13 protein-coding genes and 1 tRNA gene are annotated in these 13,926 nt (G+C 71.2%); 8 read left to right on the plus strand and 6 right to left on the minus strand.

Going from position 1 to position 13,926, the window contains the following annotated elements:
* Positions 1-362: 362 nt before the first annotated feature.
* Entirely contained in the window at positions 363-1,406 is a 1,044-nt protein-coding gene (locus WMR31_RS20070; RefSeq protein WP_340540674.1) for an alpha-hydroxy-acid oxidizing protein, read from the minus strand.
* A gap of 9 nt (positions 1,407-1,415) precedes the next feature.
* Entirely contained in the window at positions 1,416-2,687 is a 1,272-nt protein-coding gene (gene tyrS, locus WMR31_RS20075) for a tyrosine--tRNA ligase (protein WP_340540675.1), read from the minus strand.
* 149 nt (positions 2,688-2,836) lie between these two features.
* Between tyrS and WMR31_RS20080 the strand changes: the two genes are divergently transcribed.
* Positions 2,837-4,324, plus strand: coding sequence for a serine/threonine-protein kinase (locus WMR31_RS20080; protein WP_340540676.1), 1,488 nt, complete (start codon positions 2,837-2,839; stop codon positions 4,322-4,324).
* Between the two features lie 307 nt (positions 4,325-4,631).
* Positions 4,632-5,513 (plus strand): M28 family metallopeptidase, encoded by an 882-nt coding sequence (locus tag WMR31_RS20085; RefSeq protein ID WP_340540677.1) that lies wholly within the window; start codon positions 4,632-4,634, stop codon positions 5,511-5,513.
* A 165-nt stretch (positions 5,514-5,678) separates the two neighbouring features.
* Here WMR31_RS20085 and WMR31_RS20090 read toward each other — a convergent pair.
* The 3 genes from WMR31_RS20090 to WMR31_RS20100 all read right to left on the minus strand — a co-directional run bounded on the left by WMR31_RS20090 (position 5,679) and on the right by WMR31_RS20100 (position 7,645).
* Positions 5,679-5,752 (minus strand) — tRNA-Ile (locus tag WMR31_RS20090).
* A gap of 20 nt (positions 5,753-5,772) precedes the next feature.
* Complete coding sequence (locus WMR31_RS20095) at positions 5,773-6,948, minus strand: tyrosine-type recombinase/integrase (protein ID WP_340540678.1); 1,176 nt, start codon at positions 6,946-6,948, stop codon at positions 5,773-5,775.
* Positions 6,949-6,979: 31 nt separating this feature from the next.
* On the minus strand, positions 6,980-7,645 hold the full coding sequence (locus WMR31_RS20100; protein WP_340540679.1) for a helix-turn-helix domain-containing protein: 666 nt from the start codon (positions 7,643-7,645) through the stop codon (positions 6,980-6,982).
* Positions 7,646-7,792: 147 nt separating this feature from the next.
* On the opposite strand from WMR31_RS20100, the gene WMR31_RS20105 reads away from it, so the two are divergent.
* The 5 genes from WMR31_RS20105 (at position 7,793) to WMR31_RS20125 (ending at position 11,274) form a co-directional block, all read left to right on the plus strand.
* Entirely contained in the window at positions 7,793-7,999 is a 207-nt protein-coding gene (locus WMR31_RS20105; RefSeq protein ID WP_340540680.1) for a helix-turn-helix transcriptional regulator, read from the plus strand.
* A 152-nt stretch (positions 8,000-8,151) separates the two neighbouring features.
* Positions 8,152-8,985 (plus strand): hypothetical protein, encoded by an 834-nt coding sequence (locus WMR31_RS20110; protein ID WP_340540681.1) that lies wholly within the window; start codon positions 8,152-8,154, stop codon positions 8,983-8,985.
* A 157-nt stretch (positions 8,986-9,142) separates the two neighbouring features.
* Positions 9,143-9,355: a hypothetical protein gene (locus WMR31_RS20115; protein ID WP_340540682.1), complete on the plus strand. Its 213-nt coding sequence runs from the start codon at positions 9,143-9,145 to the stop codon at positions 9,353-9,355.
* Positions 9,352-10,506 (plus strand): hypothetical protein, encoded by a 1,155-nt coding sequence (locus WMR31_RS20120; protein WP_340540683.1) that lies wholly within the window; start codon positions 9,352-9,354, stop codon positions 10,504-10,506. The genes WMR31_RS20115 and WMR31_RS20120 overlap by 4 nt, the downstream gene beginning before the upstream one ends.
* A gap of 450 nt (positions 10,507-10,956) precedes the next feature.
* A complete protein-coding gene (locus WMR31_RS20125; protein WP_340540684.1) occupies positions 10,957-11,274 on the plus strand; it encodes a hypothetical protein in 318 nt (105 codons plus the stop codon).
* Between the two features lie 241 nt (positions 11,275-11,515).
* Here WMR31_RS20125 and WMR31_RS20130 read toward each other — a convergent pair whose 3' ends face one another.
* On the minus strand, positions 11,516-13,045 hold the full coding sequence (locus WMR31_RS20130; RefSeq protein ID WP_340540685.1) for an LCP family protein: 1,530 nt from the start codon (positions 13,043-13,045) through the stop codon (positions 11,516-11,518).
* 126 nt (positions 13,046-13,171) lie between these two features.
* Between WMR31_RS20130 and WMR31_RS20135 the strand changes: the two genes are divergently transcribed.
* Positions 13,172-13,924, plus strand: coding sequence for a PIG-L deacetylase family protein (locus WMR31_RS20135; RefSeq protein ID WP_340540686.1), 753 nt, complete (start codon positions 13,172-13,174; stop codon positions 13,922-13,924).
* The last annotated feature ends 2 nt before the right edge of the window (positions 13,925-13,926 follow it).

Genomic DNA, 13,926 nt, shown 5'->3' on the forward strand with positions numbered 1-13,926 from the left:
AAACCTCACGAAAAGATCAGGGCATACAAACTAATCCGTCGACTATGACACACTGTTGAGTTCTCAAACATCAGACGCACACCGTCCGCGCCCTGCTGGGTCTGGCTCGGTGGCCGATGCACCACGCGTTCTCGTGCCCCAGGATCGTGGGAGCCGGATCGTGCTGGCTCCGATCACCTGGCGGTGAGAGTGGTGGTCACCCCGGGGCCGGTGGCCCGACCTTCCGGCCTTGCCTCCCGCCGCTCCCTGGCGACTCGGAGAACATTAGAGGACTTCGGGCTCCGGCACAAATCGAAACGGCGTGACGCCCGACACATTTGCTTGCGCTCGACGTTTCCGCAGGTCAGAGGCGGTTTGATCGATCAAGATCGGTCGAGTCCGCGGGTTGCGGCGACGCTCACGGCGCCGGCCAGGCGCATCGACTCGACCGTCTGGGCGACCAGCTCGGCGAGCAGCCGGCTCACCCCGGACTCGCCCTCGTGGAGTGCGTAGAGCGCGGGTCTCCCCACGAAGGCGGCGTCCGCCCCGAGGGCGAGCGCGGTGAGGACGTCGAGGCCGCCGCGCACTCCCCCGTCGACGTAGACCTCGGCACGTCCCTGCACGGCCTGGACCACGCCCGGGAGCGCGGCCGCCGTGCTGGGGGCGCGATCGAACTGTCGGCCACCGTGGTTCGACACCCACACCGCGGCCGCCCCTGCCTCGGTCGCACGCGCCGCGTCCTCGGGGCGCAGGACACCCTTGACGACGACCGGGAGCCCGGTGACCGAGCGCAACCAGTCGATGTCCCGGGGCCCCAGGTCCAGGGCCTTCTCCGACCCGGGGGCGTCCTCGTAGCCCGTATCGAAGTTCACCCGGAGCAGGGCCGGATCGACGACGTCCCAGACGACGTCCCCCTGCTCGGTACGGGGGTACTTCGTGCCGACCACCGGGGTGTCGACGGTCAGGACGACGGCCGCCGCGCCGGCCGCGACCGCACGACGAAGCATCGGCTCGGCCAAGGAGCGCTCGGTCGGCAGGTAGGCCTGCACCCACCACCACACGCCGGTCGCACCGATGTCGGCGAACGGCGTCCCGGCGTTGCTCGAGACGACCAGGACGCCGTCGGCGGCCGCGACCGCCCGGGCCATCGCCCGCTCGCCCTCGGGGTGCACGGCACGCTGCAGGGTCGTGGGCGCCACCCCGATCGGCGCGGGGTGGCGCCTGCCGAGCAGCGTCACCGCGGGATCCACCTCGCGCACGTCGACGAGGGTCCGCGGGTAGAGCGCCACCTCGCGCCACGCGGTCAGGCTCCGGTCCAGGGTCACCTCGTCGCGGGCGCCTTGGCGCAGATAGTCGAACACCGCCGACGGCAGGGCGGCGCGAGCTCGTTCCTCGAGTCCGGCGACCCACTGCGCGTCGGTGGTCATCCCTACCGCTCAGCCGACCTCGACGCCGGCGAACCTCTTCTTGCCGCGCCTCAGCACCAGCCACGATCCACCCAGGAGGTCGGCTTCGCCGATCGGGGCCTCGACGTCGTCGACGCGGGCGTTGTTGAGGTAGGCCCCGCCCTCGGCCACGGTGCGCCGCGCCTCGCTGCGGCTGGAGACCAGCCCGGTCGCGACCAGCAGATCGCCGATGCTCGGCCAGCCCTCGCCGCGCTCGATCCGCGTCGTCCCGGCCTCGCGCAGCGCCGCGGCGAGGGTCGCCGGGCTCAACGCCGCGAGGTCGCCCCCGCCGAACAGCGCCCCGGCGGCCGCCTTGGCCTGCTCGGTCTCCTCCTGGCCGTGCACGAGGGTCGTGACGACGTCGGCGAGGGTCTTCTGCGCCTCACGGAGGAACGGCTTCTCGGCATGCCGTGCCTCCAGAGCCTCGATCTCCTCACGGGAGAGGAAGGTGAACACGCGCAGCAGCTCGCCGATCTTCTCGTCCTCGACGTTGAGCCAGAACTGGTGGAAGGCGTAGGGCGAGAGCATCTCGGGGTCGAGCCAGAGTGCTCCGCCTTCGGTCTTCCCGTACTTGGTGCCGTCGGCCTTGGTGAGCAGCGGGGTGGCGAAGGCGTGCACCTGACCGCCGTCCGCGCGGCGGATGAGCTCGGCGCCGGCGGTGAGGTTGCCCCACTGGTCGGAGCCGCCGAACTGCAAGGTGACGCCGTGGTCGCGGAAGAGGTTCAGGTAGTCCCAGGACTGGAGGAGTACGTAGGAGAACTCGGTGTAACTGATGCCCGACTCGAGGCGACGGCGCACGGTGTCGCGGGCGAGCATCCGGTTGACGGGGAAGTGCTTGCCCACGTCGCGCAGGAAGTCGATGGTGGAGAGCCCACCGGTCCAGTCGAGGTTGTTGACCATGGTGGCGGCGTTGGTGCCCTCGAACGACAAGAACGGTTCGATCTGGCCGCGCACGCGGTCGACCCAGTCGCGCACCGTCTCGGAGGAGTTGAGCGTCCTCTCACCGGAGTCGCGGGGATCGCCGATCATGCCGGTGGCGCCGCCGACGAGCGCGTACGGCGTGTGGCCGGCCTGCTGGAGTCGCCGCGCGGTCAGTACCTGGACGAGGTGGCCCATGTGGAGGCTCGCCGCCGTCGGGTCGAAGCCCACATAGAACCGCACGCTGCCCTCGCCGAGCGCCGCGCGCAGCGAGTCGCGGTCGGTGGAGTGGGCGATGAGTCCGCGCCACTCGAGGTCATCGAAGAGGGTGGGGTCGACGGGCACGACGGGCCTTTCACGATCGGGGCGTGGCGGTGTGACACACGGGCGGTGCCAAGACAAGCCTGCAGCATGGCGGCGATCACCCGACAGGAGGGAGCCTGCCAGGTCTCACCACCGGTCACAGTAGATTTCCTCGCCAGGAGGCTCCCTAGGTGATCGATGACAGGTACACGCTCGAGCGCGAGATCGGGCGTGGCGGTATGGGTGCGGTGTGGCTCGCCCGTGACGAGCTGCTCGGCCGGACGGTCGCGGTCAAGCGCGTCGGGGTGATGCCCGGCGGGTCGAGCCCCGACCTGGTGCGCGCCGAGCGCGAGGCGCGGATCGCCGCCAGCCTCAACCACCCGCACATCGTGGGGGTCTACGACCTCGTGCAGGACGGCGACCAGCAGTACCTGGTCATGGAGTACGTCGAGGGCAGCACGCTGGCCGAGCTGATCCGCTCCCAGGGCCGACTCGCGCCACGCGACGCGGCGCGGATCCTCGCCCAGGCGGCGACGGCCCTCGCCGCGGCGCACGGGAGCCTGATCGTGCACCGCGACGTGAAGCCGTCCAACATCCTGGTCGGCAACGACGGACAGGTGAAGCTCACCGACTTCGGGATCGCCCGGATGCAGGCCGATGCGGCCCTCACCCAGACCGGTCTGGTCACCGGATCGCCGGCCTATCTGGCACCGGAGGTCGCCTCCGGACGCCCCGCCACACCGGCCAGCGACGTGTGGTCGCTGGGCGCCTCGCTGTACCACGCGCTGGCCGGGGCGCCGCCGTACGACGTCGGCGACAACGTCCTCGGGACCCTCTACCAGATCGTCAACGAGCCGCCGCCGCGCCTGGCCGATCCGGGAGAGCTGGAGCCGGTGCTGCTGGCCACCATGGCGCACGACCCCGAGCATCGCTGGGCGATGGACGACGTCGCACGGGTCCTCGAGATGGTCGCGCAGTCCGAGCCGGTCCAGGCCACGGCACTCCCGGCAGCCACGACCGTCCTCTCCCCCGGTGACGCCGGACCACCCGACGAGCCCACCGACGAGGGTCTGCTCCCGTTCGCCGATCCCGAACCGGAGCCCGAACCCTCCGAGTCCCCGGCGCCACCGGCGAGCGCCGTCGCATCCGACGAGCCGACCACCCGCTACCGGCCCACCCGACGTCGCGCCGTGCTCCCGATCCTGATCGGGCTGCTCGTGCTCGCCCTGCTCGGCGTGATCCTCGCGCTGGCGCTCAGCGACGACCCGCAGGACGCCTCCCCTCCGCCGGGCGTGGAGACGACCTCGGAGACGCCGACGCCGCCGCCCAGCTCCGAGCCGAGCACCCCGACGTCCTCCGCGCCGGCGGAGCCTACGGAGAAGCAGATCAAGGACTTCGTCCGCAACTACATCCCGACCGCCGTCAGCAACCCCGAGGCGGGTTTCCAGCTGCTGACGCCCGCCTACCAGGCGGCCAGCAACGGCATCGACGGCTACGCCGGCTTCTGGGGCAACGTGGTCAACGCCAAGATCCTCTCCCTCGACGCCGATGCGGACGCCCTCACCGCCACCTACACCTACCGCCGCAACATGCGGGGCTCGGGGCCGGTCACCGAGACCGTCACCCTCCAGCTCGTCCAGACCGACGCCGGCGACCTGCTCATCGACGACGCCTCCTGAGAGCGGACCACCTCGACGGCTGCTCTCGGTTTCGCGCTGACCCGTCAGCCATAGCGGACGGGTCAGCGTCGTGGGGCGGTTGGCTCACCGTGCCGATCCGGACATAGTGACCTGCATGTCGCCGCGCCGCCTCGCCACGTCCGTCGCGATCGCATGCCTGGGGCTCGCCACGGCGTGTTCGGCCTCGACCGACAGGGACGCCGAGGGGACGAACCGTACGGGCGCATCGTCGGCGGGAGGTCCATCATCGAGCGCGTCGCAGCCGCCTGCCGACGTCCGATCGCTGGAGGAACGAGCGGCGCCGCTGGTGGCTGCGGTGCGACCCGACCGAGCCTTCGCCGACATCACGACCCTGGCTGCCTCGCCGAGGCACCCGCAGGAGAACCCTGAAGCGGTCCGCGAGGCGGCGGCCTACATCAGCTCTGAGCTGGACGAGGCGGGCCTGGAGGCGCACGAGATCCCGGTGACGAGCGAGGGGATCACACTGCCGGTGGTGTGGGCCGAGATCGCCGGAGAGAGCTGTGCCGACAAGGTGTTCGTCCTGACCGGCCACTACGACACGGTGGCCGGGTCGCCCGGCGCGGACGACGACGCCAGCGGTGTCGCGGCGATGCTCGAGACGGCGCGGGTGCTGGCGCGGGCCGAGCCGGATGCGTCGATCGTGGTGGCCGGTCTGCCGTTCGAGGAGCAGGGGCCGCCGTATCCGGCCTCCCGGGCGCTCGGCGAGGCGCTGCAGGGCGACGAGCGGACGATCGTGGGGATGGTGAGCGCCGAGATGCTCGGGTATGCGGCGCCGGAGGGTCAGGGAGACGACCCCGGCGACACCTTGCTGCTGCTTGGGTACGAGGGAGCAGAGGGCCTGGTCGAGACCTTCCGAGCCGCAGCGGCCACCTGGACGTCTACGTCGGAGGACTGGGGTGGCGTGGAGGCCGGCACCTACCCGCCGGAGACGAGCTTCATCTCGCGATCGGATCACCTTGCCTTCTACGAGCTGGGAGTGCCCGCGGCGTTCGCGACCGACGGGGCCGACTACCGAACCCCGCACTACCACCAGGCATCCGACACCCCGGACAACATCGTGAGGCCGTTCTTCGAGGGAGCGGTCACCACGATCGTGAGTGGCACCTTCGCGATGTCGTCACTCGACGCCGACGGGGACGGGACGGCTGATGCATGCGGTGGCGTCTAGGGCGTCTAGTGGCGCTTGGAGGCGCTTGGCCGAGCTCCGGTGGCGCGGCCGCCAGGGCTGAGTGCAGATCGCGTCGATCGGGTGGACTCGATCGGTCCTACCCGCACCACAGATGGTCGTGACGCCGCGTGAACCCGGTGACGCTCGGCGACGCGCGCCGTGCCGTAGGGCGGGTGGGGCTCGAACCCACGACCCAAGGATTATGAGTCCTCTGCTCTAACCGACTGAGCTACCGCCCCGTGAGTCGTGTTTCCGCAGGTCAGGAGCCACTTCCGACGCTCGCGAGCGGGACACTTCTCAGGGGCTCGACCCTACCGTGCCGCATCTGTGCCGCACGAGCCGCGACCGCGATCTCCCCGAGCCGGTCGACGTAGGTGTGCGCGTCGCCCGGATACAGGTGGCCGTAGCGGTCGAGCGTGATCGCCACCGACGCGTGGCCGAGCATCGACGAGAGCACCTTCGGCGGAGTGCCGTGCTTGATATGGAGCGACGCGCACGTGTGCCGTAGGTCGTGCGGGCGGAGCATGTCGCCGCGGGCCTGTGTCGCGAGCCCGGACCCACGCACGGCCGGGTCAAACACGCGGCCACGCCAGTTCCCGAGCCGCAGCGGGCCGCCCGCGGCCGCGGCGAACAGCCGATCGTCAGGGCCCTTTCCGTCCATGAGAGGCGCGAGCTCGTCGACGAGCCACGACGGGACAGGCACGGTCCGGACCGAGCCCTCTGTCTTCGGCGGACCCTCGACGAGCCGGCCGCCGAGCTCGGACAGGGTCGCGGTGACGCGGAGCTCGCGCCGGAGCATGTCGAGCGAGCGGACGCGGAGCGCGGCGAGCTCACCGAACCGGAGCCCGCACCACGCGAGCGTGAGGACGGTCAGCCTGTGGTCGCCCGCGGCGTCGGAGAGCGCCCACACCTGCCGCTCGTCGAGAGCCCGGATCTCGTCGCGCGTCGACCGGCTCGGCAGGCTCGGGAGCTCGACGCCGCGGGCCGGGTTGCTCGGGATGCGTCGAGCCTTCACCGCGAGCTCGAGCACCTGCGAGAACACGACCCACGCCTGCCGGGTGCGGGAGGCCGAGAGCCCGGACGAGTGGAGGCCAGTGACCCACGCCGCGACGTCCTCGTGACGCACCCCGGCGAGCGAGACACTTCCCCACGTCGGCAGGACGTGCGTGCGGAGGAGCGCGTCGTATGTCGCCCGGGTCGACTCGCGGAGCTTCACCTTCCCGCGGAGCCACTCCGCGGCGTAATCCTCGACCGTCGTCCGGCCGAGAGTCGGGTCGGTCCAGTCGCCACGGTCGACGCGCGCGACCTGCGCGCGGCCCCACCGATCGGCGTCAACCTTCCGGTCGAAGATCCTCGTTCGCTCGCGACGATCCGGACCCCGGTAGCGCGCACGCCACCGACCGTCCGAAATCTTCGCGACGTTGTACGTCGCCACGTTGTGTCCTCCTCTTGTCGTGCCGTCGCGGTCAGTCGCGACGGTCGTCTGATGTGTCCGCGCCGAGCGCGGCCGTGAGCCGCGCGACCTGCGCGGCCAACTCCTGGACCTGGCGCTCGAGCGGCCGGTCCCGGTCTCGCTCAACTCGTCGCTCGGTCTTACGTCGCTCCCGTCGCTCGGCAGGCGACGAGAGCGTGACGCCGATCTGCTCGAGGACGTCGAACAGCGCCGCGCGTCCCCTGATCTCGCGTAGCCGCTCACTCACGGCCGCGTATCCGCCGCTCGCGTCGACGACCCGTTCGGACTCGCGCCGGTCGTCGTCGACCGCCTCGTGACCCAGCCGCATCCGCGACCACGCCTCGAACCGCGATCCGGCCGGGTCGTCCGTCTCGTCGGCCGCGTCGTCCCACCACGGCTCGAGCTGTTCGCAGAACGTCCAGAGCGTGCCCGCCGCGACGCTCGTCGTCGGCGTGATCGGCGTCGGGGTGTCGTCGCGGGTCGGTGGAAGGAGGAGCCGGAGCGGGCTGACGTCGAGCGCGAGCGCCAGAGCGAGGAGCTCGTCGACCGAGACGCCTCGTCGGCCGGTCTCGATCCGGGCGACCGCAGACGTGTCGAGCTCGAGCCCTACACGCTCGCGTAGACGCTCGGACAGTCGAGCTTGTGACCCCGCGCCGGAGAGACGTCGCAGGTCAGCCACGTTGCGCCCGACTCGTGCAGACGTGAGCGCCGGACCGTGATCGCGTTTTAGTGTCATGCAAGCATTGTCCAATGTGATTCAAGACCTGTCTAGTTGGTTCGGCACGAGCACCGCTGACCGAGCACCGCTCTACAGGAGGGCACCGACATGGCAGACCGAGAGTTCCTGAGCACCGAGGACGTGGCCGAACTCCTCGGCATCCCCGCGGCGACGGTTCGCTACTGGCGGCACACCGGGCAGGGGCCGCGCGGCTTCCGCGTCGGCCGTGCCGTCCGTTACCGCCGGACCGACGTCGACCGGTGGATCGAGGAGCGCGAGCGCGAGGAGCGGCTGAACGCCTCGAGCGCGACGTGATGCGGCACGAGTGCGGCACGATGACGCCGCCGCTCGGGTGCCGCCGAGCCGGCCGGGTCGCTGACCTGCACCGATGCCGCTCGACGCTCGCGCCCGCGACGACCTGACCGCAGGACGACCGATCCCCTGACCTCGACCGACAGGACTCCACCGTGACGAACGATGCGCTACGCGTCGACGGCGACCGACCCGCCGTCGCCCGAGTCGCCGCGCTGCCCGCGAGCTGGACGACCGAGGCTGACCGGCTCGTGCTGCTCGCCCTCGCTTGCGACTCGTACGACGGCGAGACGTCCGCGCCTGGTGCGGACAACCTCGCGGCGTGGACGGGCCTGCACCGCGGCACCGTGTACGACGTCGTCCGTCGCCTCGGGCTACCGACGGCCGTACGGCCGGCGCTCGTCGCGATCGACGACACGCGCCGCGGCGGACGCCGCACGCGCTACCGGCTGACGCTGCCCGCCCCACTACCGTCCGGTGAAGCCGACGGTCGCCAACCGTCCGGTGAGGCCGACGGTTCGGTCGCGCGAACCGTCGGGCAACCGTCCGGCAACCGTCCGGCGAGCCCGACGGTCGAGACCCCTGAACCGTCGGGGAACCGTCCGGTGAGACCTGACACTCCCTCTCCCTCAAGCATCCCTATCCCTCCGCCGCCTGCGTCGACGGGAGTCTCGAGCTCGCTCGTCAGTTGGCTGGCGGGGAAGGAGGGGTGGACGGAGGAGACTGCGCGCGCCGTCGTCGGGCTGGCCGAGGTTGACCCGACTACCACGGCGAGCGCGAGCGCGCGTCTCCGCTCGTCGCCCGACTATCGCCGCTCGCTCGTCCGCAGGCTCGACGACGAGGCACGAGCCCGCCGCGCGGACGCTCGCCGCTGCGCGCACGGCCGCGTCGACGGAACGACGATCCGCGGCACAGGACACAACGCCTCGCGGGTATGTCCGGCATGTGAGGCCGAGTCGCCGGCCGAGGATGCGGAGACCGCGTCGTGACCCGCCGTTACCCCGTCGACAGCTCGGACGCGGCCGAGCTCCGCGAGCGCGCAACCGACGAGCAACCGACCCTGCACGCCGGGTGCGTTGACGGGTGGCTCGGAGAGGACGACGCCGGCCGCCCGATCCCACGCGGCCGAGACGCCCGGGACCGACCATGACGACCACCACCGGGAGCCCCGCACGCCGCGGGAACGCCGGACGCTGCGAGACCGAGCGGCTCCGCGTTATGCAGCACGTACTCGGCGTGAAGCTCGCCCTTGAGCTCGGAGACCGCGACGCCGGCCTCGAGTGCCTTGACGACCTCCTCGAAGCCCTCGCGGCCGCCGAGGACCGCCTGACCTCACTCCCCGAACGGAGACACCCGTGAGCGCACCCCTGTCCCCACGCACCGAGGCGATCCTCGACGCCGCGTACCGGCTCGGCGTCGCCAACGCCGCGGCCGTCGTCGAGCGGCTCGACCTCGACCCTCCCGACCCGCGGTGGACGACCCTCGCCCCGGGCGACCGGGCGAGCACCGTCCGGCGCTACCTCGGGCGGCTCGTCGACGCCGGCGAGCTCCGCCGGCTCGAAGACGGGACGTACCTCCCCGTTTGGACGACGCCGACAACAGTCGCGGCCGCAGACGACACCGCGAGACACAACGGATCCGAGCACGTCGACGACGACCTCGACGACCTCGACGACCTCGACGACAACAACGACGACAACGACGCACCCACGCACCGGACCAGGCACACCGAGGAGACACCAGCCATGACAGAGACCACCGACGCCGAGACCACCAAGCCACGCACGGCCCGCGCCCTGCTCGACGAGTGCCCACACGGCCCGTGGCCGGCCGACGCGTACGACCGCATGGACGTCGTCGTCCGGCTCGACGCCCGCCGCGTCGAGCTGACCAGCGACCGAGACGACGCGCTCGCCCTCGCGGCGACCGCCGAGGCGGCCGAGGCCGAGGCGATCGTCGACGGCGACGACGCGGCCGCGCACGCCGCGGAGGCAACCCGGCACCGCGACCACGCCGCGACTCTCGCTCGAGCCCTCGCGAGCCTCGACACCCGACGACGCTCGGCCGCGCTGCTCGTCCTCGACGCGCAGGAGGAGGAGCTTGTCGGGCGTGCACACGCTGCCCGCCGTGCCGTCCCGGAGCACATCGCGGGCGTTCAGCACCGGCTCGCGGAGCTCGCGGCGTACGACGGCGACCACTGGCGCGAGGCGACCCTCACCGCACCGCGTCTCGGACAGCTCGGACGGACCCGGTCCCTCGAGCGCGCCGCGGAGAGCGCCGCGGACCTCGTCGCGGCCGTGCGTGCCGTGCTCGACGACATGCCGCTCGGCTTCCCCGGCGCGGCCGGCATGGTGAACCGCGGACGGCTCGCCACCCTGACCGGCGTCGACGGTGTCCCGCCGCTCGTCGACGTCGAAGTCCTTCGCGGCGAGGACGCGCTCTCGATCGAGGGACACGGTCCCCTCATAAACGAGCTGTCCGCGGAGCTCGCAGAGACCCCGATCCGCTGACGTCGCCCGACCGGCGTTTGTCGTGATCCGCCGGTCGGGCACCAGACGGATCGGACGCCGCGGATCGGACGCCGCGGATGGAAGCCCGCGGCGAGAGAGGTCCCCGGCGCGTGCGTGCGGCACGTGCCGGGGACCTCGACACGTCTCGACCGGGGAACGTCACGCGGTTCTGTCTCGCCGCGCCGAACCGCCGATCTCCGGTCGCCGAGTGGTCGTTGTGGTCGACGACCCGACGGAGTGACACGCGTCCACCAGTCCCGGACGGATACGTTCCCACCTATGCAGACCGCCGCTCTCGTCGTGTCCGTCGTCGCGCTGTGCGTGGCTCTGACCTCTGTCGTGTTCACCGCTCGGGCGTCGCAGGCGGCGCGACGAAACGCGGCCGTAGCCGCCGCGAACAGACACGACGCGCTCGCCCCGAGGCTGACGCTCGAAGGTCGACAGGACCCGATGACCGGACCGACCGTCGACGTTCGGCTCGACTCCGACGACCTCGACTCACTCGTCGTCGAGCTGGCCGCCCGGAGCGACGAGAGCGGGCCGGCCGAGCGCGGCGTCGTCGGTCTCAACTACCACGGGCAGCACGGCAGGATCGAGCTCGGCCCGATCCGCTACGGCGAGACTCGGTGCCTCCCCGTCTCGCGAACCGGCCCGGTCGACGGGCACCCCGTGCGCGTCCGCGGCACGGCGCGCCGCGGCGAGGACGAGTGGCCCTTGTTCCTCGAGACCTCGATCCCTCGCGACCCTCGACGGTTCACCGTCCGGTGAGTCGATCTCGTGCCGCATCCGTGCCGCACGAGACTCGCAAACTGCCGTTTCTAATCAACAACGATCAACGAGACAGAACGCCCGCTGACCTGACGCATCTGCGCAGGTCAGCGGTCGTTTTTGCTGGTCGGAACGGGGATCGGACCGACGTCCCGATTGACCGCTTGAGGGATTATGAGTCCTCTGCTCTAACCGACTGAGCTACCGCCCCGAAACCAACGCACCGCAGCCTAGACGACGGTCACTCCGCTGCGGAGGCCTCGTCGACCGGGTTGTAGGCGCAGACGTCGACCGGGTTCTCCGCGCGGCGGACCTTGGGTGCGCCGGCGGGACGCGGCGGCGGGTTGAGGGCGTTGGCAACCGTCTCGCGCATGGCGTCGTAGTCGGGGTCGGAGGAGGAGAAGGTGTCGGAGGTGCGGAAGACGACCGAGCGGATCTTGCCCTCCTTCACCTTCAGCAGCAGCTCGACGAAGTCGGGGGCGATCCGGCGCGGGATGTCGGTGTAGACGATCTCCTTGCCGGCCTTCACCAGATCGATGTAGCGGGTGAGGAGGGTCATCGGGTCGGCGGCCTCGATGATCGCGTCGATCGTGCAGCGCTGGCGGTCCATCCGCGCGTAGTCGTCCGAGCCGTAGCGGCCGCGTGCGAACCACAGGGCGTGGAAGCCGTCGAGGTGCTGGTCCGGGCCGGGCTCGAGGTAGCCGGTCGGCGGGATGTTCAGGTCGGTGTTGCCGTTGATCGCGACCTTCTCGTTGATGTTGACCGTGATGCCGCCGAGCGCGTCGACGATGGTCTGGAAACCCTTGAGGTTGACCAGCAGGTAGTAGTCGACGGGGATGCCGAGGCTTCCTTCGACCGCCAGCTTGACGGCGTCCGCTCCCTCGTTGTCGCTCTCGCCGAGGATGCCGGGGTGCGCCTCGGGCACCTGGCTGTAGATGGCGTTGAGCATGTCGAAGCCGGGGTCGCCCAGCCCGGTCTGGTAGCCGTCGGGGTAGACGTCGTGCAGCGGCGAGTCCTCGGGGAACTGGGCGTACATCATGTTGCGCGGCAGGCTGAACATCACCGTGCGGCCGGTCTTGGTCTCGATGCTCACCAAGATGACGGTGTCGGTGCGGACGCCGGTGCGGTCCTCGCCGCCGTCGCCGCCGAGCAGCAGCACGTTGACGTACTCGTGGCCCGCCCAGGGGTCGTCCTCGGTGACGCCCTCAGGCGTGGTCTGGCTCTTGACGTTGTCGGGCAGCACGTCCTCCACGCCGTCGGCCGTCACCAGCGCGTACTGGACGGCGCGCACGACCGGCGCCGCACCGACGATGAGCAGCGCCACCACGACGACGTGGCCGATGATCGTGTGCGAGCGCGGCCGCTCGGTGGGGCGCACCGATCGATAGGACGTGTAGACGATCACCGCCCACACCGCGAGCACCAGGCCGAGCAGCACCGCGGCGACCCGGACCAGCGTCGGGTCGAAGGCGAGGTCGAGGGCCGGCCGGGTCCCCCGGCCGAAGTACCAGACGAGCGTGCCGATGGCCACCAGCCAACCCAGCAGGATCAAGGCTCCGATGCCGCGGCGTCCGGAGTACAGGAACCCGGACCCGGGGATGAACGCGCCCATCGTCGTGAGCCCCATCGTCCCCGGGAGACTCTCCGCACGCCGGCGGATCCGGAGGACGCGGGCACCTCCCTGACGGCGCCGCACGGGTCGCCGGGACGAGCGCGGAGCGCGGCGGCTGCCGCCGCGCGGCCGTTGCGGCTCGAGCACCTCGTCAGACATCGCATCCTCGTGCAAGGGGGCAGGGTTCGGTGCCGGACGGCCCGGGCGGCCAAAATAGCACCGCGACCTGAAGGGTCCACGATTCTCGCGCGCTCGGGTCGCCACACCGTCGGGCATGCTGGGGCCATGGAACCCGAACCGCTCGAACGACTCGATGAGAACTGGGACCGCGCGCTGTGCGTGGTCGCCCACCCTGACGACATGGAGTTCGGCGCCGCCGCCGCGGTGGCCCGCTGGACCGCTCAGGGCAAGACCGTCGCCTACTGCATGGTCACCAGCGGCGAGGCCGGCATCGACGGCCTGGCGCCGGACGAGTGCCGCGTCGTGCGCGAGGCCGAGCAGGTCGACTCCGCGCGCATCGTCGGCGTCGAGGAGGTCGACTTCCTTGGCCTGCCCGACGGCGTCCTCGAATACGGCGTGCCACTGCGTGCGGCGATCGCGGGCGCCGTGCGCCGATTCCGTCCGGAGATCGTCATCACCGGCAACTTCCACGAGACCTGGGGCGGACGCAACCTCAACCAGGCCGACCACATCGCGGTCGGCAAGGCCGTCCTCGACGCCGTCCGCGACGCCGGCAACCGCTGGATCTTCCCCGACCAGCTCGGCGATCCCGCCACCGGCGACCTCGAGCCGTGGGGCGGCGTGCGGGAGGTGTGGGTCTTCGGCTCGCCGCGGGCGGCCCACGCCGTCGACACCACCGACACCTTCGACGCAGGCGTCGCCTCGCTCGAGGCACACAAGGCCTACATCGACGGTCTCGGCTGGGAGCACTTCGACTCCCGCGAGTTCCTCGAGGGGATGGCCCGCCAGACCGGACAGCGCCTCGGCGTCACCTTCGCCGCGCCGTTCGAGGTGTTCCCGATGGGCTGGGGCGAGTAGCC

This window comes from Nocardioides epinepheli, assembly GCF_037936805.1.
Taxonomy (GTDB): domain Bacteria; phylum Actinomycetota; class Actinomycetes; order Propionibacteriales; family Nocardioidaceae; genus Nocardioides.